General features: G+C 72.4%; 24 protein-coding genes. 14 read left to right on the top strand and 10 right to left on the bottom strand.

What is annotated here, in order from left to right; translation table 11 throughout:
* Window positions 1–30: 30 nt before the first annotated feature.
* The 5 genes from AC3A46_RS04360 to AC3A46_RS04340 all read left to right on the top strand — a co-directional run bounded on the left by AC3A46_RS04360 (window position 31) and on the right by AC3A46_RS04340 (window position 5031).
* Window positions 31–717, top strand: a complete 687-nt coding sequence (locus AC3A46_RS04360) for a DUF305 domain-containing protein (RefSeq protein ID WP_487663986.1) — start codon at window positions 31–33, stop codon at window positions 715–717.
* A gap of 107 nt (window positions 718–824) precedes the next feature.
* Complete coding sequence (gene lepB / locus AC3A46_RS04355; protein WP_487663985.1) at window positions 825–1325, top strand: signal peptidase I; 501 nt, start codon at window positions 825–827, stop codon at window positions 1323–1325.
* Between the two features lie 258 nt (window positions 1326–1583).
* Window positions 1584–4085, top strand: a complete 2502-nt coding sequence (locus AC3A46_RS04350) for an FdhF/YdeP family oxidoreductase (RefSeq protein ID WP_487663984.1) — start codon at window positions 1584–1586, stop codon at window positions 4083–4085.
* 26 nt (window positions 4086–4111) lie between these two features.
* Complete coding sequence (locus AC3A46_RS04345) at window positions 4112–4591, top strand: MogA/MoaB family molybdenum cofactor biosynthesis protein (RefSeq protein WP_487663983.1); 480 nt, start codon at window positions 4112–4114, stop codon at window positions 4589–4591.
* Window positions 4591–5031 (top strand): molybdenum cofactor biosynthesis protein MoaE, encoded by a 441-nt coding sequence (locus AC3A46_RS04340; protein ID WP_487663982.1) that lies wholly within the window; start codon window positions 4591–4593, stop codon window positions 5029–5031. The genes AC3A46_RS04345 and AC3A46_RS04340 overlap by 1 nt, the downstream gene beginning before the upstream one ends.
* Window positions 5032–5378: 347 nt before the next feature.
* Here the strand turns inward: AC3A46_RS04340 and AC3A46_RS04335 are convergent, their stop codons facing one another.
* The 6 genes from AC3A46_RS04335 to AC3A46_RS04310 are packed head-to-tail and all read right to left on the bottom strand — an operon-like array spanning window position 5379 to window position 9363.
* Window positions 5379–5612: a MoaD/ThiS family protein gene (locus AC3A46_RS04335; RefSeq protein WP_487663981.1), complete on the bottom strand. Its 234-nt coding sequence runs from the start codon at window positions 5610–5612 to the stop codon at window positions 5379–5381.
* A complete protein-coding gene (locus AC3A46_RS04330) occupies window positions 5612–5881 on the bottom strand; it encodes a DUF6457 domain-containing protein (RefSeq protein WP_487663980.1) in 270 nt (89 codons plus the stop codon). Before AC3A46_RS04330 ends, AC3A46_RS04335 begins: the two co-directional genes overlap by 1 nt.
* Window positions 5878–6504, bottom strand: a complete 627-nt coding sequence (gene mobA, locus AC3A46_RS04325) for a molybdenum cofactor guanylyltransferase (RefSeq protein WP_487663979.1) — start codon at window positions 6502–6504, stop codon at window positions 5878–5880. The genes AC3A46_RS04330 and mobA overlap by 4 nt, the downstream gene beginning before the upstream one ends.
* Entirely contained in the window at window positions 6501–6992 is a 492-nt protein-coding gene (gene moaC, locus AC3A46_RS04320) for a cyclic pyranopterin monophosphate synthase MoaC (protein ID WP_487663978.1), read from the bottom strand. Before moaC ends, mobA begins: the two co-directional genes overlap by 4 nt.
* A complete protein-coding gene (locus tag AC3A46_RS04315) occupies window positions 6989–8233 on the bottom strand; it encodes a molybdopterin molybdotransferase MoeA (RefSeq protein WP_487663977.1) in 1245 nt (414 codons plus the stop codon). The genes moaC and AC3A46_RS04315 overlap by 4 nt, the downstream gene beginning before the upstream one ends.
* The gene (locus AC3A46_RS04310) at window positions 8230–9363 is read right to left on the bottom strand and encodes a ThiF family adenylyltransferase (protein ID WP_487663976.1); all 1134 of its coding nucleotides are present in this window, start codon (window positions 9361–9363) and stop codon (window positions 8230–8232) included. The genes AC3A46_RS04315 and AC3A46_RS04310 overlap by 4 nt, the downstream gene beginning before the upstream one ends.
* 211 nt (window positions 9364–9574) lie before the next feature.
* Here AC3A46_RS04310 and AC3A46_RS04305 point away from each other — a divergent pair, with 211 nt between their 5' ends.
* From AC3A46_RS04305 to AC3A46_RS04275, 7 genes are all read left to right on the top strand, one after another.
* Window positions 9575–11092 carry a protein adenylyltransferase SelO gene (locus tag AC3A46_RS04305; RefSeq protein WP_487663975.1) on the top strand — a complete coding sequence of 506 codons (1518 nt, stop codon included), beginning with the start codon at window positions 9575–9577 and terminating at the stop codon, window positions 11090–11092.
* 108 nt (window positions 11093–11200) lie between these two features.
* Complete coding sequence (locus tag AC3A46_RS04300; RefSeq protein ID WP_487663974.1) at window positions 11201–11593, top strand: TOBE domain-containing protein; 393 nt, start codon at window positions 11201–11203, stop codon at window positions 11591–11593.
* A 1-nt stretch (window position 11594) separates the two neighbouring features.
* Window positions 11595–12401, top strand: a complete 807-nt coding sequence (gene modA, locus AC3A46_RS04295; protein WP_487663973.1) for a molybdate ABC transporter substrate-binding protein — start codon at window positions 11595–11597, stop codon at window positions 12399–12401.
* Window positions 12398–13231 carry an ABC transporter permease gene (locus AC3A46_RS04290; protein WP_487663972.1) on the top strand — a complete coding sequence of 278 codons (834 nt, stop codon included), beginning with the start codon at window positions 12398–12400 and terminating at the stop codon, window positions 13229–13231. Before modA ends, AC3A46_RS04290 begins: the two co-directional genes overlap by 4 nt.
* Window positions 13228–14364 (top strand): sulfate/molybdate ABC transporter ATP-binding protein, encoded by a 1137-nt coding sequence (locus tag AC3A46_RS04285; protein ID WP_487663971.1) that lies wholly within the window; start codon window positions 13228–13230, stop codon window positions 14362–14364. Before AC3A46_RS04290 ends, AC3A46_RS04285 begins: the two co-directional genes overlap by 4 nt.
* Window positions 14333–14944: an N-acetyltransferase family protein gene (locus AC3A46_RS04280; protein WP_487663970.1), complete on the top strand. Its 612-nt coding sequence runs from the start codon at window positions 14333–14335 to the stop codon at window positions 14942–14944. The genes AC3A46_RS04285 and AC3A46_RS04280 overlap by 32 nt, the downstream gene beginning before the upstream one ends.
* Before the next feature lie 66 nt (window positions 14945–15010).
* On the top strand, window positions 15011–16561 hold the full coding sequence (locus tag AC3A46_RS04275) for an SDR family oxidoreductase (RefSeq protein WP_487663969.1): 1551 nt from the start codon (window positions 15011–15013) through the stop codon (window positions 16559–16561).
* Window positions 16562–16662: 101 nt separating this feature from the next.
* Here the strand turns inward: AC3A46_RS04275 and cydC are convergent, their stop codons facing one another.
* The 4 genes from cydC to AC3A46_RS04255 all read right to left on the bottom strand — a co-directional run bounded on the left by cydC (window position 16663) and on the right by AC3A46_RS04255 (window position 22700).
* The gene (gene cydC, locus AC3A46_RS04270) at window positions 16663–18339 is read right to left on the bottom strand and encodes a thiol reductant ABC exporter subunit CydC (protein WP_487663968.1); all 1677 of its coding nucleotides are present in this window, start codon (window positions 18337–18339) and stop codon (window positions 16663–16665) included.
* The gene (gene cydD / locus AC3A46_RS04265) at window positions 18336–20087 is read right to left on the bottom strand and encodes a thiol reductant ABC exporter subunit CydD (protein ID WP_487663967.1); all 1752 of its coding nucleotides are present in this window, start codon (window positions 20085–20087) and stop codon (window positions 18336–18338) included. The genes cydC and cydD overlap by 4 nt, the downstream gene beginning before the upstream one ends.
* A gap of 114 nt (window positions 20088–20201) precedes the next feature.
* On the bottom strand, window positions 20202–21236 hold the full coding sequence (gene cydB / locus AC3A46_RS04260) for a cytochrome d ubiquinol oxidase subunit II (protein ID WP_487663966.1): 1035 nt from the start codon (window positions 21234–21236) through the stop codon (window positions 20202–20204).
* 18 nt (window positions 21237–21254) lie between these two features.
* On the bottom strand, window positions 21255–22700 hold the full coding sequence (locus AC3A46_RS04255) for a cytochrome ubiquinol oxidase subunit I (protein ID WP_487663965.1): 1446 nt from the start codon (window positions 22698–22700) through the stop codon (window positions 21255–21257).
* Window positions 22701–22961: 261 nt separating this feature from the next.
* On the opposite strand from AC3A46_RS04255, the gene moaA reads away from it, so the two are divergent.
* Together moaA and fdhD are read left to right on the top strand one after the other, a co-directional pair.
* A complete protein-coding gene (gene moaA / locus AC3A46_RS04250) occupies window positions 22962–24026 on the top strand; it encodes a GTP 3',8-cyclase MoaA (RefSeq protein WP_487664058.1) in 1065 nt (354 codons plus the stop codon).
* 1 nt (window position 24027) lies between these two features.
* On the top strand, window positions 24028–24942 hold the full coding sequence (gene fdhD, locus AC3A46_RS04245; protein ID WP_487663964.1) for a formate dehydrogenase accessory sulfurtransferase FdhD: 915 nt from the start codon (window positions 24028–24030) through the stop codon (window positions 24940–24942).

Below are 24942 nucleotides of genomic sequence, written 5' to 3'. Positions count from 1 at the left end.
GACGAGGCATCCGACAGAAGGGGACAACTGATGCGCAACCGCATCGCCGCACTCGGCGTCGTGCTGGCCCTGTCGACCGTGCTCGTCGGCGGTACCGCGGTCGCGCTCGGGCTCACGACGCCGAAGGACTCGGCTCCGCAGGCGGCGGCGTCAGGAGCGATGACGGATGCCGCCACCGCCGCCTACCCGACACTCGAGGACCACTGCTACATCGAGGGCATGATCCCGCACCACGAGCAGGCGCTCGAGCTGAGCGGCCTGGTGCTCGAGGCCTCCGGAGTGCGCGAGCGCACACGGGCGCTCGCCGAGTTCATCGTCGCGGACCAGGCCGCCGAGATCGACACGATGCGCGCGTGGCAGACCGCGTGGCGCGGCGCGATCCCCGCCGAGGGCGCGGCCGTCGGCCATCAGGGTCACGGCGGTGGCCCGGCCGCCGCCGGTGCGATCCCGACCGGCTGCGGCGACCACGCACACGCGGAGATGAGGGGCATGGCGACCCCCGAGCAGCTGGGCGCGCTGGCCGCGGCCGACGGCTCCGCCGCCGACCGGATGTTCCTCGAGCTGATGATCGCGCACCACGAGGGCGCGCTCGAGATGGCCGAGAGCGCCGTCCGCGAGGGCTCGAACGCATTCGTCCGCAACTCCGGCAAGCATGTGCTCGTCGAACAGGCACGCGAGATCGCCGCGATGACGGCGCTGCTCGCCGAGGTGCCGTGACCCCGTTCCCTCAACAGGTCAACCGGGCTTCGACAGGCGATTCGCCCCGGGTCGGATCCTGCGACACCCCGGTTGACCTGTCGAAGCGGGGCGGCGGCAGGCGGGGCATGCTCGTGGCCATCGGAGCGGTTGCGGCTCCCGTCGTGTCCGCGCTCGTGGTCGCCGCCGCCTTCGGCGTCGCAACGGTGCGCCACGACTCGATGAGCCCCACCCTGCACAGCGGCGCCACCGTCGTGTTCGATCGCTGGAGCGCGCCCGCCCGCGGCGACGTCGTCCTCCTCGTCGACCGCGAGGGCTGGTCGGGCACGCCCGACACGCTCATCGTGAAGCGGGTCGTCGGCGTCGGCGGAGACGTCGTGGTCTGCTGCGAAGCGGGCAGCGGCCGGCTGCTCGTCAACGACCACCCGGTCGACGAGCCCTACGCCGGTGAGGTGCGCCCGGGCGGCGACATCCCATTCCGGGTCGAAGTGCCCGCCGGCGCCGTCTGGGTCATGGGCGACAACCGCGCCGGATCCGCGGACTCGCGCCTCTCGGTGTCGGAGCCCGGCCACGGCGCCGTGCCGCTCGGCGACCTCCGCGGGACGGCGCGTCTCTGGTGGGGCGGCTGAACTCACCCCGTGCCCGTCGCTCGACAGGTCAACCGGGCTTCCGCAGGCGGTTGCCCGGCCGATCCGTCCTGTGGAGATCCGGTTGACCTGTTGAGGCCGGGGCGCAGCGGGAAGGGCGTCGCGACGGACAGGCCGGGGCGCAGCGGGGAAGGGCGTCGCGAAGGACATGTGGGGCGCAGCATCCGTCATCCAAAGCCGGAACCGGCTGCGAGGCCGGTGCGCGGCCCTCGAGAGCCGCGCGAGGCATAGCCTGGAGGCATGGCGACGAAGCCCCCGACAGCCGACATCGACGAGACCCGCGTGCACGTGTCGCGACCCAAGAAGGTCGCGGTGGGCGTTCCGGCGGTGCTGCACGCGCTCGAGATCGCGAACGAGCAGATGGGGGTCGCTCGTTCGGTGCAGACGCTGATGCGCGTCAACCAGAAGGACGGCTTCGACTGCCCCGGCTGCGCGTGGCCGGAAGAGGACAAGCGCCACATCGCGGAGTTCTGCGAGAACGGCGCGAAGGCGGTCGCCGAGGAGGCGACGCTGCGCCGCGTCGGCCCGGAGTTCTTCGCGGCGCACTCGCTCGACGAGCTGCGCGCCCACGACGACTGGTGGCTCGGCCAGCAGGGGCGCCTGACGCATCCCATGGTGCTCGAGGAGGGCGCGACGCACTACCGTCCGATCTCGTGGGACGACGCGCTCGCCCTCGTCGGCGACGAGCTCACGGCCCTCGACGACCCCGACGAGGCCGTCTTCTACACGTCGGGCCGCACCTCGAACGAGGCCGCGTTCCTGTATCAGCTGCTGGTGCGCGGGCTCGGCACCAACAACCTCCCGGACTGCTCGAACATGTGCCACGAGTCGTCGGGCTCGGCGCTCACCGAGACGATCGGGATCGGCAAAGGCACCGTGTCGATCGAGGACGTCCACGAGGCCGACCTGCTCATCGTCGCCGGCCAGAACCCCGGCACGAACCATCCGCGCATGCTGTCGGCCCTCGAGAAGGCCAAGCAGCGCGGCGCGACGATCATCGCGGTGAATCCGCTGCCCGAGGCCGGGCTCATGCGGTTCGAGAACCCGCAGACGGTGCGCGGCGTCGCGTTCGGCGGCACCAAGCTCGCCGATGAGTTCGTGCAGATCCGGCTCGGCGGCGACCAGGCGCTGTTCCAGGCGATCGGCAAGCACCTCCTGGAGGCCGAGGCCGCGGAGGGCGGCGTTCTCGACCACGCCTTCATCGCGGAGCACACGAGCGGAATCGATGCCTACCGTCAGGCGATGACGGATGCTGCGTGGCGCGACCTCGTCGTCGCCACGGGGCTTCCCGAGAAGGCGCTGCGCCGGGTCGGCGAGGCCGTGCGCACGTCTAAGGCCACGATCGTCTGCTGGGCGATGGGTCTGACCCAGCACAAGCACTCCGTGCCGACGCTGCGCGAGGTCGTCAATGTGCTGCTGCTGCAGGGCAACATCGGACGCACGGGCGCCGGCGTGTGCCCTGTCCGTGGGCACTCGAACGTGCAGGGCGACCGCACCGTGGGCATCTACGAGAAGCCGTCGACGGCGTTCCTCGACGCGCTCGACGCCGAGTTCGGCTTCGCCGCCCCGCGCGAGCACGGCTTCGACACGGTGCAGGCGATCCGGGCGATGCGCGACGGCCGGGTGCGGTTCTTCATGAGCATGGGCGGCAACTTCGTCTCGGCCACCCCCGACACCGCGGTCGTCGAAGCCGGGATGGCGCGGGTGGGGCTCACCGTCCACGTGTCGACGAAGCTCAACCGTTCGCACGTGGTCACCGGCCGCCGCGCCCTCATCCTCCCGACGCTCGGACGCACCGACCGCGACCGCCGCGGCGGACGCGAGCAGCGGGTCACGGTGGAGGACTCGATGGGCGCGGTCCACTCGTCGCGCGGGCGACTCGCCCCGCCCTCGGAGGAGCTGCTCAGCGAGGTCGCGATCGTCGCGCGGCTGAGCGCCCTGGTCTTCGGCGCGCAGTCGCCGAATGCCGTTCCCCGGTCGGCGAGCGAGCGAGGAACGGGGTCGTTGAGCGAGCCTGCGAGTCGAAACGCACAGACGAGACGCCCCGAACGCAGCGAAGACTCGGGCCCCGCACGCTCCGACCATGGGCTTCCCGAGCACGGCGCCGCGGAGGCCGAGCATCCCGACCCGGCCGGGCTGCAGCATCCGCTCAACGTTCCTCAGGCGGACTGGGCGGCGCTCGAGGCCGACTATGCCCTCATCCGCTCCCACATCGAACGGGTCGTGCCGGGCTTCGACGACTACGAGGAGCGCATCGACAAGGGGCGCACGCTGCACCTGCCGAACGGCCCGCGCGACGCGCGCCGTTTCGCGACCGTCGACGGCAAGGCGCGGTTCACGGTGAACCCGCTCGAGTATCCGGTCATCCCGCGCGGTCGGGTGCTGCTGCAGACCCTCCGCTCGCACGACCAGTACAACACCACGATCTACGGCAAGGACGACCGGTACCGCGGCATCCACGGCGGCCGCCGCGTCGTGCTCGTGAACGCGAAGGACATCGTGTCGCTCGGGTTCGTGGAGAACGACGTCGTCGACCTCGTGTCGGAGTGGACGCGCCCCGAGGGCACGATCGAGGAGCGCCGCGCCGAGGAGTTCCGCATCGTCGCCTACCGCACGCCGCGGGGAAACGCCGCCGCGTACTATCCCGAGACGAACGTGCTCGTGCCGCTCGACTCGGTCGCCGACGTCTCGGGCACCCCGACGTCGAAGTCGGTGATCGTGCGGCTCGAGCGCCGCGCGTGATCCGCGCCCGCACCTAGGCTGGACGCATGATCCGAGCCGCTGTCGTCACCGTGTCGGACCGCTCGGCCGCGGGTTCGCGGACGGACGAGAGCGGACCGATCGCCGTCGCCGCGCTCCGCGAGGCCGGCTTCGACTGCGCAGATGCCGTCGTCGTCGCCGACGGCGCCGACAGCGTCGAGCGCGCCCTCACCGCGGAGGTCGTCGCGGGCGTCAAGCTCATCGTCACGACCGGCGGGACGGGGGTCTCGCCGCGCGATCAGACGCCCGAGGGCACCGCGCGCGTGGTGACCCGCCAGATCCCCGGCATCTCCGAGGAGCTGCGTCGTCGCGGTGCCGCCGAGAAGCCCGTGGGCATGCTCACGCGGGGAATGGCCGGCGTCGTCGACCCCCACGGGGTGCTCGTGGTGAACCTTCCGGGATCGCCCGGGGGCGTGGCATCCGGCATGCCCGTCGTGGTCTCGGTCGCCCGCCACGTGCTCGACCAGCTCGGCGGGAGCGACCACTGATGGCCGCGTCGACCGATGCCGTCCGGGTCGCGGCGATCAGCGCCGAGCCGCTCGACCTCGACGCCCACCTGCGCGCGGTCGACGACGCGCACATGGGCGCCGTCACGACGTTCGTGGGGCGCGTGCGCGATCACGATCCGGATGCCGCCACCGCCGTCGTCGCCCTCGAATACTCCGCTCACCCCGACGCCGCGGTGACGCTCGCCCAGCTGGCGGCGGCCGCCATCGGCTCGACCGGAGCGCTGGTCGCGGTGTCTCACCGGGTCGGAACCCTGCAGGTCGGCGATGCCGCCGTCGTGATCGCGGTCGCCTCGGCGCACCGGGCGGAGGCCTTCGAGGTCTGCCGCACGCTCATCGAGACGATCAAGACCGACCTCCCCGTGTGGAAGCGCCAGGTCGAGTCCGACGGCACCGCGACCTGGCTCGGCCTCGGCGGCTGATCGCGCACGCCGGCGCCGCCCGCGTTCATCGTCGGATCCGCAGCAGCGGATGCGGGCGTCGACACGCCGGTGCGCGGCAGGCAGTGTCGGCGTGTCGCGTGCTCGGTCCGCAGGCGCGGATCCGCAGCAGCGGATGCGACCTGGCTCGGCCTCGGCGGCTGATCGCGCACGTCGGCGCCGCCCGCGCCCATCGTCGGATCCGCAGCAGCGGATGCGGGCGTCGACACGCCGGTGCGCGGCAGGCGGTGTCGGCGTGTCGCGTGCTCGGTCCGCAGGCGCGGATCCGATTCTGTGTTCGAGGGCGCGAGGAAGCTGGGGCCGGAGGGTTGCTGGGGCGGCGCGGCTCGTCAGCCGCCGGCGAAGGGCGGCAGCACGTCGACGAGCGCGTCGGCGCTGAGAGGGGTGTCGTCGTCGACGCGCGAACCGCCGACGAGCACGGCACAGCGGGGGAGGATCCCGCCGAGGCCCGGGTAGGCCGCCGACACCGCGTCGCGCAGCGCGCCCAGCGTGGTCTCGGAGCGGCGCTCGGTGTCGAGGCCGGTCGCCTCCTGGGCGGCGGCGAAGTAGCGGACGACGGCCACTAGACCTCCCACTCCTTCGCCATCGCGGTGATTGCAGCGACCGCGGCCGCCGTGTCTTCGGGCGAGCCGCCTGCGCGGCCGGCGACGAGTCCGGCGGCGAACGCACTGAAGGGGGCCGCCGGGCGTGCGACTCCGAGTGCGACGTCGCGTGCCAGATCGAGGATCAGCGCCACGGGAAGCTCTTCCGGCGCGAGGTCGAACCGCTCGCGCAGCGCGTCGGCCCACGCGTCGAGGGCCTCGGGCGGAAGGGTGCGGGACTGCTCGCTCATGACGGCTCCTCCGGTGCGTGCTCGGCCCTCCTTCGGGCCTCGCTCAGATCCTCCCACGTGTCGACGTCGCGGGTCAGGTCGTCGGGCGCGGCGACGACCGTGATCGCGAGATCGTCGAGCAGTGCGCGGACGGGGGCGTGACGACCGGCATCGGGAAGAACGGATGCTGCGGCCCGCAGCGCGCCCGTGCGATAGGCCCCGATCAGCCACTGCGGCCGGCTCGACGTGTCGGCGAGGCAGACGCCGTCGCTGTCGGAGGGGAGGAGCAGGATGTCGTCGACCAGCCGCCGCACGGCGGCACCGACGCCGGGGAGGTCGCATGCGAGCAGGAGGGTCCACGTCGGGTCGTCCTCCTCCCGCCAGGAGGCGAGCGCCGCGATCACGGCCGCCGCCGGTCCGGTGAACGGCGGGTCTTCGCGCACCCAGGTGACGGGCAGCGTCTCGTCGAGGACAGGTGACACCACCGTGAGCGGCCGGGCGGCAGCATCCGTCGCCGCTGCCACTGCCGCCGCCAGCAGGGTGCGTCCGCCCACATCGAAGAGGGGCTTCGCCGCACCGTCGACGCGGGACGCGCGGCCGCCGGCCAGCAGGATCGCGCCGAGGCCGCCGAGAGTCGGAGTCATGCCTCGCCCGGGCGGTGCCAGTCGCCGCTCTTGCCGCCGGTCTTCGTCACGATGCGCACGTTCTCGATCGAGGTGCCCTTGTCGAGGCCCTTCACCATGTCGACGACCGCCAGCGCGGCGACCGAGACCGCGGTGAGCGCCTCCATCTCGACCCCGGTGCGGTCGGCGGTGCGTACCGCCGCCTCAATGCTCACCCCGTCGTCGACGATCGCGAGGTCGACCGTGGCGCCGTGCACGCCGATGACGTGCGCGAGGGGCAGGAGCTCGGGGGTGCGCTTGGCGGCCTGGATGCCCGAGATGCGGGCGACGGCGAGCACGTCGCCCTTCGGCACCGAACCGTCACGCAGCGCGGCGACGACGTCGGGGGCGCACCGGACGAACCCGCGCGCGGTGGCGGAGCGCACCGTCGGCTGCTTGAGCGTCACGTCCACCATGCGGGCGTGTCCCGCCTCGTCGAGGTGCGTGAACGTCGGCTGCTCGGTGCTCATGAGATCAGCATGACATCGACGAGGTCGCCGGCCGCGACGGCGTCCACCTCCGCCGGCACGACGGCGTACGCCTCGGCGCGGCCGAGTCCGCCGGCGAGATGGGATCCGCCAGAGGTCGCGGGGGTCACGCGCCACGCGCGCGGGTCGGCGCGGTCGATGGTGACGGGAAGGTACTGTCGCCGACCGGGCGGCGTGCGCCAATCGGCCGCCGCGGGCAGCGTGAGAACGCGGTGGTCCCGCACGAGCCGACCCTGCATGAGCAGCAGGGCGGGCCGCACGAAGACCTCGAACGACACGGCGGCGCTGACCGGGTTTCCGGGCAGACCGAACAGCAGCGCGCCCGAGGGCAGGCGGCCGAAGCCCTGGGGCTTGCCGGGCTGCAACGCGACTTTCGAGAACGTCATCGTGCGTGCGAGCGTCGTCTTCACGACCTCGTAGGCGCCTGCGCTCACACCGCCCGAGAAGACGACGACGTCGGCCGGGTGCGCTGACCGCGGATCGGTCACCTCCGACAGCACCGCGTCGAGGTCGCCTGGCTCGTCGGGAACGCTGGCGCGCCGCACGACCTCGGCGCCCGCGTCGGTGGCGAGGGCGGCGAGCAGCACGCTGTTCGACTCGGGGATCTGCCCGCGGCGCAGCGGCGCCCCGGGCTCGACCAGCTCGCTGCCGGTCGAGATGACCGCCACACGCGGTCGCCGCGAGACAGCCACCTCGGCGACGCCGCACGCCGCGACTGCCGCGACCTGCAGCGCGCCGAGCACGATGCCCGCCGGGAGCACCTCGTCGCCGGTGCGCGCGTCTTCTCCCGCACGGCGCACATGCGCGCCGACGGCGCGCGGCGCGCGCAGCACCGAGATCGTCCCGAGTGAGTCGGCGAGTCCGCCGGCCGTGTCCTCGAAGGGCACGATCGCATCGGCGTCGGACGGGACGGGCGATCCCGTCATGATGCGGGCGGACTCGCCCGGTGCGAGCGCCGGGTCGGCGGCGGTCCCGGCGGGAAGGTCGGCGACGACCTGGAGGCTGACCGGGGCGCCGGGGGCGGCATCCCTGACGTCCGCGAACCGCACGGCGAAGCCGTCCATGGCGGAGTTGTCGAACACGGGGATGTCGACGGCCGCCCGCACCGGCTCACTGAGCGTGCGGCCGTGGGCGTGTGGGAGAGGGATGCGCTCAGCGGGCAGCGGCTGGACGGCGGCGAGCACGTCGGCGAGCTGCTCCTCGACGCCGCGGAGCCCGCTCACGCGCGCACCGCGCTGATGTCACGGTCGTACGCGTCGATGCCTCCGGCGAGGACGGATGCCTCGACCCCGGCGTCACGCAGAGCCGTCGCTGCGCGCTGCGCGCGCATGCCCACCTGGCAGACGACGACCACGGCCGTCGCGCCGACCCGCGACGGGTCGGCGAGCACGTCGCCGAGGGGCAGCAGCACCGAACCCGGGATGACGCCCCGCTCGGTCTCGAAGGGCTCGCGTACGTCGAGCAGCACGGTACCGGCGCGCTGCGCCGCCAGCGCCTCCGCGGGGGAGAGCTGCGGGATGACGGGGCGCGGGGCCGCATCGCCGTGGCTCGATGCCCGTGCCGTGGGTAGAGCAGAAGTGCCCCTCGACGCCGGCCGCAGCGGCACCTCGTCGGTGCGACCACGGAGCGCGTCGATCACGAGCACGCGACCCAGGAGCGGCTCGCCGACCCCGGTGATCAGCTTCACGGTCTCGGTCGCGAGGATCGACCCCACCTGCACGCACAGCGAGCCGAGCACGCCGACCTGCGCGCACGACGGTGCTTCGCGCCCGGCGTCCGGCGGGTACAGATCCGCGAGTCCGACCGGTCGCTCACCCTCGGGCGGGGCCGACCAGAAGACGGTGACCTGCGCGTGGAACTCCTGCACGACACCCCACACGAGCGGCACGCCCAGCTGCTCGCAGGCTGCGGCGACGGCCTCGCGGGTCTCGAACGTGTCGGTGCCGTCGACCACGATGTGCGCGTCCGACAGGAGCTCCGCGGCGTTGTCGGTCGTGAGCAGCGCCCGCACCGGACGCACCACGGTGGTGGGTGAGAGGTCTGCGGCGATGCGCACCGCGGAGTCGACCTTCGGTGCCCCCACATCGCTCACCCGATGCATGACCTGTCGCTGGAGATTGGATGCCTCGACCAGGTCGTCGTCGATGACGGTGATGGTGCCGACCCCCGACGCAGCGAGGGCGAGCACGACGGGGGAGCCGAGACCGCCGGCCCCGACGACGGCGACGTGCGCCGCGGCGAGCCGGCGCTGGGCGATCTCGCCGAAGCCGGCCAGCACACGGTGGCGGGCGGTGCGCGTGCGTTCGGCGTCGGTCAGCTCGGCGACCGGCTCGACGAGCGGGGGAAATGCCATGTCCTCAGGCTAGCCGCGCCCGTGCGCCATGAGGCCGGTCGTTCGGCTGCTCCGATCGTCCGCATCGCGGCGATGTGCCGGCGGCGGGAGAGCATGGCCGCTTCCGTGCTCCGCGACGGTTTCGCCGGCGAGCACGTCATGGGGCGACGCACCAGGCCGCAGGGCGTCATGTTCCGGCGCAGGGGATGGGCGTCCGGCCTAGCCTGCGTGCATGGGTGACGTGGCGGGTGTCGTGGCGCGGACGGGCCGGGCGGTCACGCGGGTCGAGGGGAGAGAGCCGCCGACGCTCGAACGAGTCTGGGCCGAGGCCCTCCCGGAACTCTCGCGCCCGGTCGCTCCCGTCCGCACTCCGCAGCCGCGGGTGCTCGTCCTGAACGACGAGGTCGCCGTCGAACTCGGCCTCGATCCCGATTACCTGCGAACGCCCGATGGGGTGCGCTTCCTGACCGGTGAGTCGCTCGGGTCGGGATCCGTCCCCGTGGCCCAGGTGTACGCGGGACATCAGTGGGGCGTCTTCAAGCCGATCCTCGGTGACGGTCGCGCGGCGCTCCTCGGTGAGCGGCGTGACCGCGCGGGACGACTGCGCGATGTGCACGTGAAGGGGATCGGCCCCACCTCGATGTCGCGGGTCGACGGGTTCGCCGTCGTCGGGCCGATGCTCCGCGAGTTCCTCATGACCGAGGCGATGCACGCGCTGCGCGTTCCCACGACGCGGGCACTCGCCGTGATCGCCACCGGTGCGCCTCGTGACCACGACGCTCGCGTGCTGCCCGGCGCCGTGCTCGCGCGCACCGCGGCCAGCCACGTGCGGTTCGGCTCGTTCGAATACGTGCACGCGCAGGGCGACTCCGAGCTGTTGCGCCGGCTCGCGGATCACGTCATCGCACGCCACCACCCGGCGGCGGCCGACGCCGATCATCCCCATCGAGCGCTGCTCGACGGGATCGTGGACGCGGTCGCCGCCCTCACAGCGGACTGGATGCGCACCGGCTTCGTGCACGGCGTGCTCAGCACCGACAACGTGCTGGTGTCCGCGGAGACCATCGACTACGGACCCTGCGCCTTCCTCGATGAGTACGACCCCGGTGCGTACTTCAGCTCCATCGACCGGTTCGGCCGCTACGCATACGACAGGCAGCCCTCGATCATGCGATGGAACCTCGAGCGGCTCGGCGACGCCCTGGCGCCGCTGCTCGCCGACGATCCCGTGGCCGGGAATCTCGTCGCCGCGGAGGTGGTCGACACCTTCGACGCGCGCTATCGGTCGCACTGGGCCGCGGCGTTCCGGCGGAAGCTCGGCTTCGACGATCGGATCGACGCGCAACTCGCCGCCGAGCTCGCGCAGGCGGCGCTGGATCTGCTCGCCGCACACGAGGTCGACTTCACCGGGTTCTGGCGGGATCTCGCGGCGGCTGCCGAGCACGATCAGCAGCCGCTGCGCGATCGCTTCCTCGGTCGGGTGCCCGCGCTGGACGCGTGGCTCGCCCGATGGTCGGCGCTGGCGCCGGATGCCGCGCTCATCCGGGCGACGAACCCGCTGTACATCGCTCGCAACCACATCGTCGAGGAGGCGCTGCAGGCAGCGACGGACGGGGATCTCACGCCCTTCGAGCGGCTGCTCGACCTGCTGCGAGACCCGTACACCGAGCGATCCGGGGGCGAGTACCGCCGCTTCGCGCGGCCCGCGCCCGACGGCACAACCCGGCACCGCACGTTCTGCGGCACGTGACTTCCGGCTCGTCCTCGCCGAGACGACACGGCGGCCGAACCGCATCGGATCCGCATGTGCGGAGATACTGCAGAGCTATATCCGCATCCGCGGTGCTAGCGTGAGGGCGTGAGCAGCTACAAGATCGCCGAGGCGGCGCGCCTTCTCGGCGTGAGCGACGACACCGTGCGGCGGTGGGTCGACGCGGGGACGCTGCCGACGACGGGAGCATCGCCGATCGAGATCCCCGGTGAGGCACTCGCGGCGCATGCGGTCGAGCTGGCCGCGACGCCGAAGGATCCGGCGGACGTGCTCTCCAGCGCCCGCAACCGGTTCGTCGGGCTCGTCACACGTGTGCAGATCGACGGCGTCATGGCGCAGGTCGACATCCAGTCCGGACCGCATCGCGTGGTCTCGCTCATGTCGTCCGAGGCGGTCCGCGAGCTGGAGCTCGAGACCGGCTCCCTCGCCGTCGCCGTGGTCAAGGCCACGAACGTCATCGTCGAGACCCCGAAGGGCTGACATGCCGTGCTCCGCGCCTGTGCGCACCGCCGTCGTCCTCGCCTCGCTCGCGCTGCTGCTCACCGGCTGCGCGACCGGCGCCGATCAGGGTCCGCCGGCGACGACCGCGCCGACGACCTCGGCCGATCCCGAGCTCGCCGGAGACCTCACGGTGTACGCGGCCGCGTCGCTGAAGGCGGCATTCGATGAACTGGCGACCCAGTTCGAGGCGCAGCATCCGTCCGTCGATGTCCAGCCGATCACGTACGACGGCTCGTCGACGCTCGCGACCCAGATCATCGAGGGTGCTCCGGTCGAGGTGTTCGCGTCGGCCGACGAGAAGAGCATGCAGAAGGTCGTCGACGAGAAGCTGGCGTCCGGTCCGCAGCTGTTCGCGACCAACACGCTCGTGCTGGTGGTGCCCGCCGGCAACCCCGGGGACGTGGAGAGCCTCGACGACCTCGCGAACGCCGATCTCACCGTCGTGCTGTGCGCCGCGGAGGTGCCGTGCGGGGCGGCGTCCGCGACGCTGCTCTCGAACGCCGGCGTCACGGCGAGCGTCGACAGCTACGAGCAGAACGTGACGGCGGTGCTCACCAAGGTCGCTGCCGGTGAAGCGGACGCGGGACTCGTGTATGTGACGGACGCGGCGACGACCGACGACGTCGACGCGGTCGAGGTCGACGGAGCCGGGGATGTCGTGAACCGCTACCCGATCGTGGCGCTCTCTGCCGCAGCGGACCCCGCGGTCGCCGACGCGTTCGTCGCGTTCGTGCGGGGCGGCCAGGGCCAGGAGGTGCTCGCGGGCCTCGGCTTCGGGGCGCCGTGACCACCGCCGAAGCGGCCCACGCGCCCGCACGCGAGGAACGCGCGGGGTTCGTGCCGCGTGTGCTCGCCGTGCCCGCCGTGATCGGGCTCGCACTGCTCATCCTGCCGCTGGGCGCGCTCGTGCTGCGGGTCGAGTGGGGGACGCTGTGGAGCGACGTCACCTCGCCCGAGGCGCTGTCGGCCCTGGGACTCTCGCTCACGACCGGGGCGGCGGCCACCGCGGTGTGCGTCGTGCTGGGGGTGCCGCTCGCGCTCCTCATCGCCCGGAGCACGGTGCGCACGGCAGCCGTCCTGCGCGCCCTCGTGACGGTGCCGCTCGTGCTGCCGCCCATGGTCGGCGGTGTGGCGATGCTGTTCCTCTTCGGCCGCACCAGCTGGCTCGGTGGCATCCTCGCGGACTGGGGCATCCGCATCCCGTTCACGACGACGGCCGTCGTGATGGCCCAGACCTTCGTCGCGCTGCCCTTCCTCGTGCTCGCACTCGAAGGAGCGTTGCGGGCGACGGGGGTCGGCTTCGAGCAGGCGGCGGCGGGCCTCGGGGCGGGGCGCTGGACGATCCTCGCCCGGGTGACGCTCCCGCTGGCCGCCCCGGGGCTGGTCGCCGGCATCGTGCTGTGCTTCGCGCGTGCGATCGGCGAGTTCGGGGCGACGGCGCTGTTCGCCGGGAACGCCCCCGGAGTGACGCAGACCATGCCGCTCGCGATCTACACCGCCTTCAATGGCGCGGGCGTCTCACAGGGCACGGCCGTCGCGCTGTCGCTGCTGCTGCTCGTGACCGCGGTCGGCGTGCTGCTCCTCGTGCGCGCTTGGCGGGCAGAGGCCCCGCGATGAGCGGAGTCGTGCCGGAGCGAGGGAGGGATGCTGCCCCCGGCGCCGCAGCGGGGCTCGATGCCCGCGTGGTCGTGCGTCGCGGCGGGTTCGCCCTCGACGCCGTCGTACAGGTGCCGGGCGGATCCGTGGTCGCCCTCATGGGTCCGAGTGGCGCCGGCAAGTCGACGCTGCTCGGGGTGCTCGCGGGGCTGACGGGATTCGACGAAGGTCACATCCGTCTCGGCGGTCGCACGCTCGACGAGTCTCCCGCACGCCGCACACCGCCCGCGTCGCGCGGCGTGGTGCTGCTCGGGCAGGATCCGCGCCTGTTCCCGCACCTCAGCGCGCGCGACAACGTCGCGTTCGGGCTGCGCGTGCACGGCGCGACCAAAGCCGCCGCCGCGGACGGAGCCGTCGACTGGCTCCGGCGCGTCGGCCTCGAGGATCTCGGCGGGCGCCGTCCTGCGCAGCTGTCGGGGGGCCAGCAACAGCGCGTTGCGCTCGCGCGTGCACTCGCGACGGCGCCCGCCGCGATCCTCCTCGACGAGCCGCTGACGTCGCTCGACACCGAGACCGCCGGCGACGTGCGCGCCCTCCTGCATCAGCAGCTCGCCGCCACGGGCACCACGGCGGTCGTCGCTACCCACGACGCGGTGGACGCGGTGGCGCTTGCGAGCCGCCTCGTCGTGCTCGAGGACGGCCGCGTCACGCAGTCCGGTCCGGTCCGCGAGGTGCTCGCGTCGCCGGCGACGCGGTTCGCGGCGGCGGTGGCGGGCCTCAACCGGGTGGTCGGGACGGTGGATGCCGCGTCCTGGCGTGCGGGGAACCTCGTGCTGCCGGCACCGGCGGGGGTGCAGCATCCTTCGCTCGCGGCCGTCTTCCGGCCCAGCGACGTGCGGGTGGTCGACGGGGCGCTCAGCGGTGCGGGGGAGTGGACCGCGCACATCGTGCGGCTCGAGCAGACGCCCGCGGGCGTGCGGGTGCGCACCGCCGATCCCGACGTCGCGGTGGATGTCACCGCCGACCGCGCCGCGGGGCTCGCGCCGGGGGACCTGATCACGCTGCGGGTGGACCCGGCCGACGTGCGCTTCGTCGTCGAGGCCGCAGCCATAGACTCGGCCGGTGACGCGAATCCGCCCCTTCCGGCCGGGTGACGAGCCCGCCCTCGCCGAGATCTGCCTCAAGACCGCGGACGCCGGCGCCGACGCCACCGGTCTGCTCGACGACGACGACCTCTGGGCCGAGATCTTCGTGCTCCCGTACGCGGCGCGTCACCCCGAGTTCGCGTTCGTCGTCGAGACGGACGATGAGCGCGTCGTGGGCTACGTCGTCGGGGCGCCGGATTCCGCCGCCTTCGAGGACTGGTTCAAGACCGAGTGGTGGCCGCGGTTCGCCGAGCGGTGGCCGAAGCCGCAGGGGGACCCGCTGCCGGTGAGCGTCTCCCGGCAGGACGGCATCGTCCGCTACGCGTACGCGCGCCGTGGCGGCGCTCAGCCGTTCGGCGACGCGTACCCTGCGCACCTGCACATCGATCTGCTGCCCGAGACCCAGGGGCAGGGGCTCGGCCGCCGCCTCATCGAGACGCTCGAGGAGGCTCTCCGCGACGCGGGCGTGCCCGGCCTCCACCTCGTCGCGTCGTCCGACAACACGGGTGCCGTCGCGTTCTATCCGCGCGTCGGCTTCGAGCCGCTGCCGTCGCCGGAGGGTACGCAGGTCTTCGCCACGCGTCTCTGACGTATGCCCTCGGCACCCCGCCGTCAAGCCGTTGGGGAGGCGGGAAGCCTCCCGTAGTCTGCGGGCGTGGACGATGTCTCGGCACCGACCGGCCGCGAGCCGGAACTGACCGCTGTTGCGCGTGCGGACGGCTCTGCGCCGCGCGCGCTCGTTCTCGGAGCCACCGGCTACATCGGCGGACGCCTGGTGCCGCGGCTGCTGAACGCCGGGTACGAGGTCCGCGTGCTGGCGCGCGACCCTGCCCGCGCCGCGGCGTTCCCCTGGGGCGACCGCGTCGAGATCGTCCGCGGAGACGCCGCCGACGCGGCATCCGTCGGCGAAGCGGTTCAGGACGTCGACGTGCTGTACTACCTCGTCCACTCGATGTCGGGCGGCACGAAGTTCGCCGACGCCGACCGCGCTGCGGCCCAGACGGTCGCGCGGGCGGCGACCCAGGGCGCAGTGGGCCGGATCGTGTATCTCGGCGGGCTGCACCCCGACGGCGTCACACTGTCGCCGCACCTCGAGTCGCGCGTCGAGGTGGGGGAGACCTTGATCGGGAGCGGGGTGCCGACGATCGTGCTGCAGGCGGGCGTCGTGATCGGGTCGGGGTCGGCGTCCTTCGAGATGGTGCGCCACCTGACCGAGGTGCTGCCGTACATGCCGGCCCCGAAGTGGGTGCGCAATCGCATCCAGCCGATCGCCGTGCGCGACGTGCTGCACTACCTGCTGGGCGCCGCGCGTCTGCCCGCCGACGTGAACCGGGCGGTCGACATCGGCGGGCCGGACGTGCTGCGGTACGGCCAGATGATGAACGGGTATGCGGTCGAGGCGGGGCTGCGGCAACGGCCCATCGCCGCGCTGCCGGTGCTGACGCCCCGGCTGGCGTCGCACTGGGTGAACCTCGTGACCCCGATTCCGCGCTCGATCGCGCGACCGCTCGTCGAGTCGCTGCAGAACGAGTGCATCGTCAAGGACCACGCGATCGACGCCCTGATCCCGCCGCCCGAAGGCGGACTCACGCCCTACCGGACGGCGGTGCGGCTCGCGCTCGGCCGGGTCGAGGCCGACGCGATCGAGACCAGCTGGCAGGACGCCGAGGTGCTGGGCGCGCCGAGTGATCCGCTGCCGAACGACCCCGACTGGGCGGGACGCGTCGCCTTCACCGATGTGCGCACCGCGCACACCCCCGCATCGCCCGCTGCGCTGTGGGCCGTGATCGAGGGGATCGGCGGCGAGAACGGCTGGTACTCGTCGCCCCTGCTGTGGGCGATCCGCGGATGGATGGACCGCCTCGTCGGCGGCATCGGGCTCGCGCGCGGACGACGCAGCAAGGGGCGGCTCGCCGTCGGCGACGCCCTCGACTTCTGGCGCGTGGAGGCTCTCGATCCGGGACGGATGCTGCGCCTGCGCGCCGAGATGAAGGTGCCGGGGCTCGCCTGGCTCGAACTGAAGGCGTCGCCCGATGGCGATCGCGGCGGCTCACGCTACGATCAGCGCGCCGTCTTCTTCCCGCGCGGACTGGCCGGGCGCCTCTACTGGCTCGCGGTGGTGCCGTTCCACGGGTTCATCTTCGCCGGGATGGCGCGGCGCATCACCGCGACGGCGGAGGCCGCGGCGGAGTCCGCCCAGCCGTGACCGCGTCGGTTCAGCCGGGGAGGCGCGGTTCGCCCGAGACCAGGCGCGGGATGCCGTCGCTCACGAGGCGTGCCTCTGCGTCGGTGCCGACGCGCCCCGGATCACACGACCAGACGCCCGTCCTCGATGCGCACGACGCGGTCGACCTGGCCGTCGGGTACCGCCACATGTGAGATGAGCACCACGGCCTGGTCGTCACGGACAGCGCCGAGCAGATCGGTGAGCAGGCGTTCGGAGGCCTCGGGGTCGACTCCCGCAGTCGGCTCGTCGAGCACCAGGACGGGGAAGCCCCGCAGCAGCGCCCGCGCCAGCGCGATCCGCTGCGCCTGTCCTCCTGACACGAGCGCGCCGCGCTCGCCGACGCGGGCGCCGAGCCCCCCGCGCTCGCGCAGCCACGGCCCGAGGCCGACGCGATCGAGCGCGGCCTCGAGTTCGGCGTCCGTCGCGGTGTCGCGCGCGAACAGCAGGTTCTGGCGGATGTCCTCGTCGAAGAGCATCGGATGCTGCTCGCACAGGCCGACGGTGAGCCGCACGTCGTCGGGGGAGAGGTCGTGCACCGAGCGGGAGCCGATGTCGTAGCCGCCCTCCGTCTCGAGGAACCGCACGAGAGCGTGCGCGAGGGTGCTCTTGCCGGCGCCGCTCGATCCCATGACGAGGACGCGCTCGCCGGGCCGGATCGTGAGGTCGATATCGTGCAGCGCGGGCCGGGCGGCGCCGGGCCACCGCACGCCGGCGGCCTGCAGGCGGATGCCGTCGCCGAGCGCCGGGGCGTCGCCGGTGGGCTCGACGGTCTCGGGAGCGAGTCCGGCGGGCGGTGCGGCCGGCAGCGAGTCGGCGATGCGCCCGGCCGACGCGCGGACCTGTCGCCACGCCGACGCCGCCATCGGCACGGACGCGAACACCTCGAACACCGCCATCGGCACCAGCACGGCGACGGCGAGCGACGGGCCGGTCAGGGCGCCTGACGCCGCACCCGGTGCGGTGACCAGCACCGCGGCGATCGATGCGGCACCGGCGAGGAGCGACACCAGGGCGGCGGTGCCGGCCTGCGCTCCCGAGCGGCGGACGATGGCGCGCCGCAGGTCGGCGTCGGCCCGCGCGATGCGGTCCCGGCTCTGCGCCTCGGCGCCGAACGCCGTGAGCACGTCGAGGCTGCCGATGTGGTCGAGCACCGCGTCGGCGAGGCGGCCGCGCAGCGGCGCGATGGCGCGCTCGGCGCGGGCGCCCGACATCCATCCCCACAGCGTCGAGATCGCGGCGGCGACCACGAGGCATGCGAGCAGGGTCAGGGCGGCCGGCCACCACACGAACGCCACCAGGACGACGGCGCCGAGCGCGACGAGCGCCGACGAGACGAGCGGCTGCACGACCCGCAGCGGGAGGTTCTGCAGTTCATCGACGTCGTCGACGAGGGCACCGAGCACCGAGCCGCGGCGGGTGCGGGCCAGGCCGTCCGGGGCCAGGGGCACGAGTCGGCGCACGAGGTCGGCGCGCGTCGAGGCGAGCTGCCGCAGGGCGGCGTCGTGGCCGGTGAGTCGCTCGAGGTAACGGAACGAGGCCCGCGAGATCGCGAAGAACCGTACGCCCACGACCGCGGCGGACAGGTAGAGCACCGGCGGCTGCTCGCTCGCGCGCACGATGAGCCAGGCGCTCACCGCGAGGAGGGCGACGGCCGAGGCCTCTGACGCGAAGCCGGCGGCGAGGGCCCACCAGAACCGCCGCGCGGGAGGCATCGCGCCCCTCAGCACCGCCCCTGGCGTCGAGGCCTGCGCGGTCATGCGAGCACCTCGCTCGACTCGAGCCGCACGACGTGGTCGGCGATGGCGCGCGCCGACGTGCGGTGCGAGATCAGCAGGACCGTCGCGCCCTCGTCGGCGAGGAGACGGATGCCTCGCCACAGCCGGCCCTCCGTCTCGGGGTCCAGCGCCGAGCTGGGTTCGTCGAGCGCGATCACCGGGGCGTTGCCGCGCAGGTGCCGGTAGAACGCGCGGGCCACCGCGACGCGCTGCGCCTGGCCGCCCGACAGTCCCGCGCCCTGCACACCCAGCTCCTGGGCGGGGTCGAGCGCGCCGGCGCACGCGAGGTCGAGCGCACGCCGGACCGCCGCCGGATCGGGGGCCGCGTCGCCGAGCGTGACGTTGTCGGCGATGCTCCCGGTGAGGAGCCCCGGCCGCTGGCCCGCCCACGCGAGCCACGCAGACGGTGCGAGGGCGCGCACGTCGGCGCCGTCCCAGGAGGCGTCCCCGTCGAACATCGCGGCGCCGCGCAGTGCGGCGAAGAGGCTGGACTTGCCGGCGCCGCTCGGTCCCTCGATGAGCGTGACGGTGCCCGGCCCGGCCGTCAGGTCGACGGGCGGCAGCATCCGCTCCCCGCGTGTGACGCGGACGCCGTCGAGCACGAGGTGTGCGCCGGGTGCAGGCGTTTCGTCTCGCGCGTTCCTCGCTCGCTCGACCAGCGGTTCCTCCAGCCCCGGTCGTTGAGCGAAGGGCGCTCTCGCGCCCGCAGACGAAACGCCTCGAGTATTCGGGATCGTCAGGGTGCGCGCGGCGTCGAGCACGTCGAACACGTCGTCGGTCGCGGCAACGCCCTCGGACGCGGCGTGGAACTGCACGCCGACCTGGCGCAAGGGCAGGTACGCCTCGGGGGCGAGCAGCAGCACGAAGAGGCCCACGGCGAGCGTCAGTGCTCCGTCGATGAGCCGGAAGCCGATCGACACCGCGACGATCGCGACGGCGATCGACGCGAGGAACTCGAGCGCGAACCCCGACAGGAACGAGACCCTCAGCACCCGCATCGTCTCGCGACGGTACTCGTCGGTGACCCGTTCGATGGATGCCGCGGCCCGGTGCTGCCGACCGAACACCTTGAGCGTCGAGAGCCCCTGCACGGTGTCGGCGAACCGTGAGGCGAGGCGCTGGAGCGTGCGCCACTGCCGGTGCTGCACCGAGCGCGTGGCGAGGCCGATGAGCACCATGAAGAGGGGGATCAGGGGGAGCGTGAGCAGGACTGTCAGCCCGGAGATCCAGTCCTGCCACCACATCACCGCGAGGATCAGCGGTGTCGCGACGACAGTCTGCACGAGCTGCGGAAGGTAGCGGCCGAAGTACGCCTCGAGCGCGTCGAGGCCCCGTCCCGCAGTCACCGCGAGGGCGGCGGAGTTGCGGGCGCCGAGCCACTCGGGTCCGAGCACGCCGATCGCCTCGACGAGCCCTGAGCGCAGCTGGCCCTGCACCCGAGCGGCCGCGCGGGCGGCGACGGCCTCGCGGGCCCAGAGAAGTACGGCGCGGAGAGCGACCGTGATCGCCAGCGCGCCGAGCGTCGCGGCGAGCTCGGCCGACGGCATCCCGTCGATGGCTCCGGTGACGGCGCGCGTCAGCAGCCACGCGAACGCGACGATCACCGCGGTCTGCGCCGCCGCGATCGCGGCGATGGCGACGAAGAAGCCGCGAGAGGCGCTCGCGTACCTCAGCAGCCGCGGGTCGACGGGCTTGCCGTTCACGCGAGGCGGGGCATCCGTCTCACTCATTGCTCTTCGACCCTACCCATCCGTCGCTCTGTCGCCGACGCGTTCGCGGACGCGCCTGTCGGCGAGCTGACGCGGAGGACGGATGCCTCGGCCCGAGGCACCCGCACCGACGCCTCAGTGCGCGGGCGCCGCAGCCGCCTTCTCGATGCGGGAGCGTGTGACGCGCTTGCGGAAGATCCAGTACGTCCAGCCCTGGTAGGCGAGCACCAGCGGCAGGAAGACGAGGGCCGCCCACGACATGATCGTCAGCGTGTAGTCGGTGCTCGACGCGTTCTCGATCGTGAGCGAGCCCGCGGGGTCGCCGGTCGAGGGCATCACGTACGGGAACAGCGCGAACCACACCGCCAGCACCGCGGTCACGATCGTGAAGGCGCCGAACCCGAAGGCCCAGCCCTCGCGCCCGCGGGCGTTCGAGATCCAGGAGGCGATGAGGAGCACCGCCGCCACCGCCGACAGGATCGCGGTCACCATCGCGAAGTCGCGGCCCTCGGAGAACGCCATGGCGACGGTCCACACCAGGAACGCCGCCGCGACGACGATCGTGAGGAGCCCCGCTCGTCCGGCGAGCCGGCGTGCGTCGGCGGCGACCTGGCCGTCGGTCTTCAGCGCGACGAAGTACACACCGTGCGTGAAGAACAGCAGCAGCGTCGTGAGGCCGCCCAAGAGTCCGTAGGGGTTGAGCAGTGTCAGCAGCGAACCGGTGAACTCGTGGTCCACGTCCAGCGGCACACCCTGCACGATGTTCGCGACGGCGACGCCCCACAGAAAGGCCGGCACCGCGGAGCCGACCACGATCATCGTGTCGAAGCCCTTCTTCCAGCGGAGCGAATCGCGCTGGTGACGGTACTCGAACGAGACCCCGCGCAGGATGAGCGCGAGCAGGATCAGCAGCAGGGCGAGGTAGAACCCGCTGAAGAGCGTCGCGTACCACTCGGGGAACGCGGCGAACAGGCAGGCGCCGGCGACGATGACCCAGGTCTCGTTGAGGTCCCACACGGGGCCGATCGTGTTGATGACCTGGCGGCGGCTGATGTCGTTCTTGCCGAGGAACGGCAGCGACATGCCGACGCCGAAGTCGAATCCGTCGAGCACGAAGTAGCCGACGAAGAGGAAGCCGACGATCCAGAACCAGAGGTAGGCGAGATCCATGATGTGCTCCTGCAGCCCTTAGTAGACCGTCGTCGGGGTGTCTTCGACCGCCAGGTCGCGCGCATCGGGCGCTCCGGGCTCGGGGAGGGGCTCCGGGCCCCTCTTCGTGGTCTTCAGGATGAGGCCGAACTCGACCACCGCCAGCGCCGCGTAGATGAGAGTGAATGCGGTCAGCGAGATGAGCACGGTCCAACCGGGCACCGAGGGCGAGACGCCGTCCTCGGTCAGCATGAGGCTGAACACGATCCAGGGCTGGCGGCCCATCTCGGTGAAGACCCAGCCCACGAGGATCGCGAGGAGTGAGGCCGGCCAGGCCCAGATCGCGAGGCGCCAGGCCCACGCGGGAACCTCGCGCTTGGCCTTCTTGCGGGTGAGCCAGAGGCCCACGACGGCGACGAGCGCCGCGACGCCGCCGAGGCCGATCATCCAGCGGAACGCCCAGTACGTGACCCAGAGGATCGGCGCGAAGTTGCCGTCGACCTGGTCGGCGAACTGCGGGAACAGCTCGGTCGTGTAGAGGTTGTTGAGGTCGTTGATGCCCTCGACGCAGCCGTCGATCGAGTGCGTCGACAGCAGCGCCAGCAGGTACGGCACGCGGATCGAGAAGAGCTCGCTCGTGCCGTCGGGCGTACCGAGCGTGAAGATCGAGAACGAGGCGTCCGCCCCGCAGGCGCTGTCGAACATCGCCTCGGCGGCCGCCATCTTCATCGGCTGCGTCGCCACCATCACGAGGCTGAGCTGGTCGCCCGAGATCGCGACGCCGGCGAAGGCGGCGATCAGGCCCCAGAGGCCGAACTTGAGCGACGAGCGCATCATCTCGACGTTCTGCTTGCGCAGCAGGTGCCACGCCGAGATCGACACGATCACGCCGGCGGTCATCATGAACGCCGCGAAGAGGGTGTGGGGGAGCGCGGCGAGCGCCACCGGGTTCGTCAGTACGGCCCAGAAGTCCGTCATCTCGGCGCGCGAGCCGTCCTCGGCCATTTTGAAGCCGACCGGGTTCTGCATGAACGCGTTCGCGGCGAGGATGAAGTACGCCGAGAACCACGCGCCGATCGTCGCGATCCAGATGCTCGCCAGGTGCAGCGCCTTGGGCAGCTTGTCCCAGCCGAAGATCCACAGCCCGATGAAGGTCGCCTCGAAGAAGAAGGCCATGAGCCCTTCGAAGGCGAGCGGGGCGCCGAACACGTCGCCGACGAACCGCGAGTAGGACGACCAGTTCATCCCGAACTGGAACTCCTGCACGATGCCCGTGACGACGCCCATGGCGAAGTTGATCAGGAAGATCTTCCCGAAGAACCTCGTCAGGTGCAGCCACTTCACGTTGCCGGTGCGGAACCACGCGGTCTGGAAGATCGCGACCGTCAGCGCCATGCCGAGCGTGAGGGGGACGAAGAGGAAGTGGTACAGCGTCGTGAGGCCGAACTGCCAGCGCGCCAGCAGCAGAGGGTCCAGCAGATCCACGATGCGATTCTCCGATCGTTCCGGACTGGGTCTGATCACCGTAGCATGTGGTCAGACCACACGGGCGACGAATCCCCAGGGGCGCCCGATGGTCCCAGATTCCCAGGATTCCGGGGCGGACGCGAGCCTCTCCGCCGTGAATAATGAGGTTGCAGCGGCGCCGGCCGTCCGCGGCGCGACTACCCTCGGAGACATGGCGAGCCGGGCGCAGCGATCGGAGCCGGACGCGTGAGTGCGATCCCGGTGACGATCGGTCGACGGATGCCTCTCCCCGCGGCATCCGCGGACCTCGGCGCGTTCGAAGGGATGGCGCCGGTGGCGGCGATCGGCGCACCGCTGGTCGACACGCACGGGCGCGTCCACCGCGACCTGCGGATCTCGCTGACCGATCGCTGTTCGCTGCGGTGCACCTACTGCATGCCCGAGCAGGGCAACGAGTGGCTCGCGAAGACGAGCATCCTGACCCTGGACGAGATCGTGCGCATCGCACGGGTGGCCGCGGCCGACGGCATCACGACGTTCCGGCTCACCGGCGGCGAGCCGCTGCTGCGCACCGACATCGTCGACGTGGTCCGCCGGCTGTCGGCGATCACGGGACCGGATGGCCGGCCGGTCGAGATCGCGATGACCACGAACGGCATCCGGCTGCCCGAGCTGCTGCCAGGGCTGGTCGAGGCCGGGCTGACCCGGCTCAACATCTCGATCGACACGCTGCGCCGCGATCGGTTCCACGCACTGACCCGCCGGGACCGGCTGGATGACGTGCTCGAGGGGATCGCGGCGGCCGGGGCGTCGGGGCTGCGGCCGCTCAAGCTGAACGCGGTGGCGATGCGGGACGTGAACGACGACGAGCTCGTCGATCTCGTGGAGTTCGCGACCGCGCACGACGCGCAGATGCGGTTCATCGAGCAGATGCCGCTGGACGCGGGCCACACGTGGGACCGGTCGCGCATGGTGACGCAGGACGAGATCCTCGCCGCGCTGTCCGCGAGGTGGACGCTGACGCCGGTGCCGGGTCGGGGTGGGGCGCCTGCGGCGCGGTGGACGCTGGACGGCGGTCCGCATTCGGTGGGGGTGATCGCGTCGGTGACGGCCCCGTTCTGCGGCGACTGCGACCGACTGCGGTTGACCGCGGACGGGCAGCTGCGCAACTGCCTGTTCTCGACCACGGAGTACGACCTGCTGCCGATCCTCCGCGCGGGCGGTGATGACGGCGAGGTCGATGGGATGCTGCGCTCCTGCGTGCACGGCAAGCTGCCGGGGCATGCGATCAACGACCCGTCGTTCCTGCAGCCTGCGCGGGGCATGAACGCGATCGGCGGCTGAGATGGGCCGCATCACCACGCGCACCCCCGTCACCCGCATCGTGCTGAACGAGGGAGACGTCGCGGTGCGCCGCCGCGCCGACACGCTCGTCGTGGAGGAGCCGCTGGAGATCCGCGTCGCCGGTGAGCCGCTCACCGTCACGATGCGCACGCCCGGCAACGACCTCGACCTCGCCGCCGGATTCCTGGTCTCGGAGGGTGTGATCTCGGCCGCTGCAGACCTGCGTTCGGCGATCCACTGCGGTGGGCCGGGCACCGCGGCTGTGCCGTCCACCCCGCTGCTCACGATCGGCATCGGTCCCGCGGAGCCGACGACTTCGAGCGAGAACACCTACAACGTCCTCGACGTCGCGCTCGCGCCCGAGCTCGCACCGCTCGTCACCGACATCGCCCGCAACTTCTATACGACGAGCTCGTGCGGCGTGTGCGGCACGGCGTCCATCGAGGCCATCGAGAAGCAGTCGCGCTACGACGTCGGGACGGATGCCGCAGCCGTCGATGCGACCATGCTCGCCGGTCTTCCCGACGCCCTGCGCGCCGGACAGACGGTGTTCGACAAGACCGGAGGTCTGCACGCGGCGGCGCTGTTCGACGCCGCGTCCGGCGAGCTGCTCGTGCTGCGGGAAGATGTCGGCCGGCACAACGCCGTCGACAAGGTCGTCGGCTGGGCTGTGCTCCAGGACCGCCTGCCGCTGAGCGGAACGGTGCTGCAGGTGTCGGGCCGCGCGAGTTTCGAGCTGGTGCAGAAGGCCGTGATGGCCGGCATCCCGATCCTGTCCGCCGTGTCGGCACCGTCGTCGCTGGCCGTCGAGCTGGCCGCGGCCTCGGGGCTCACCCTGGTCGGGTTCGTGCGCGGATCGTCGATGAACGTCTACGCGCGGCCGGACCGGGTGCGTGTCACGGCCGCGGTGCGCTGA

This window comes from Microbacterium sp. Soil_C_42, assembly GCF_057656735.1.
This window is presented reverse-complemented; position numbering and strand designations above follow the sequence as displayed.

What these genes read in the sequence shown, in the direction of transcription:
- AC3A46_RS04285 (WP_487663971.1), top strand. Translation starts at nt 13,228, where the DNA reads ATGAGCGGAGTCGTGCCGGAGCGAGGGAGGGATGCTGCCCCCGGCGCC.
- AC3A46_RS04305 (WP_487663975.1), top strand. Translation starts at nt 9,575, where the DNA reads ATGGGTGACGTGGCGGGTGTCGTGGCGCGGACGGGCCGGGCGGTCACG.
- cydC (WP_487663968.1), bottom strand. Translation starts at nt 18,339, where the DNA reads ATGACCGCGCAGGCCTCGACGCCAGGGGCGGTGCTGAGGGGCGCGATG.
- AC3A46_RS04350 (WP_487663984.1), top strand. Translation starts at nt 1,584, where the DNA reads ATGGCGACGAAGCCCCCGACAGCCGACATCGACGAGACCCGCGTGCAC.
- cydD (WP_487663967.1), bottom strand. Translation starts at nt 20,087, where the DNA reads ATGAGTGAGACGGATGCCCCGCCTCGCGTGAACGGCAAGCCCGTCGAC.
- moaA (WP_487664058.1), top strand. Translation starts at nt 22,962, where the DNA reads ATGCCTCTCCCCGCGGCATCCGCGGACCTCGGCGCGTTCGAAGGGATG.
- modA (WP_487663973.1), top strand. Translation starts at nt 11,595, where the DNA reads ATGCCGTGCTCCGCGCCTGTGCGCACCGCCGTCGTCCTCGCCTCGCTC.
- moaC (WP_487663978.1), bottom strand. Translation starts at nt 6,992, where the DNA reads ATGAGCACCGAGCAGCCGACGTTCACGCACCTCGACGAGGCGGGACAC.
- lepB (WP_487663985.1), top strand. Translation starts at nt 825, where the DNA reads ATGCTCGTGGCCATCGGAGCGGTTGCGGCTCCCGTCGTGTCCGCGCTC.
- mobA (WP_487663979.1), bottom strand. Translation starts at nt 6,504, where the DNA reads ATGACTCCGACTCTCGGCGGCCTCGGCGCGATCCTGCTGGCCGGCGGC.
- fdhD (WP_487663964.1), top strand. Translation starts at nt 24,028, where the DNA reads ATGGGCCGCATCACCACGCGCACCCCCGTCACCCGCATCGTGCTGAAC.
- AC3A46_RS04345 (WP_487663983.1), top strand. Translation starts at nt 4,112, where the DNA reads ATGATCCGAGCCGCTGTCGTCACCGTGTCGGACCGCTCGGCCGCGGGT.
- AC3A46_RS04330 (WP_487663980.1), bottom strand. Translation starts at nt 5,881, where the DNA reads ATGAGCGAGCAGTCCCGCACCCTTCCGCCCGAGGCCCTCGACGCGTGG.
- cydB (WP_487663966.1), bottom strand. Translation starts at nt 21,236, where the DNA reads ATGGATCTCGCCTACCTCTGGTTCTGGATCGTCGGCTTCCTCTTCGTC.
- AC3A46_RS04360 (WP_487663986.1), top strand. Translation starts at nt 31, where the DNA reads ATGCGCAACCGCATCGCCGCACTCGGCGTCGTGCTGGCCCTGTCGACC.
- AC3A46_RS04340 (WP_487663982.1), top strand. Translation starts at nt 4,591, where the DNA reads ATGGCCGCGTCGACCGATGCCGTCCGGGTCGCGGCGATCAGCGCCGAG.
- AC3A46_RS04310 (WP_487663976.1), bottom strand. Translation starts at nt 9,363, where the DNA reads ATGGCATTTCCCCCGCTCGTCGAGCCGGTCGCCGAGCTGACCGACGCC.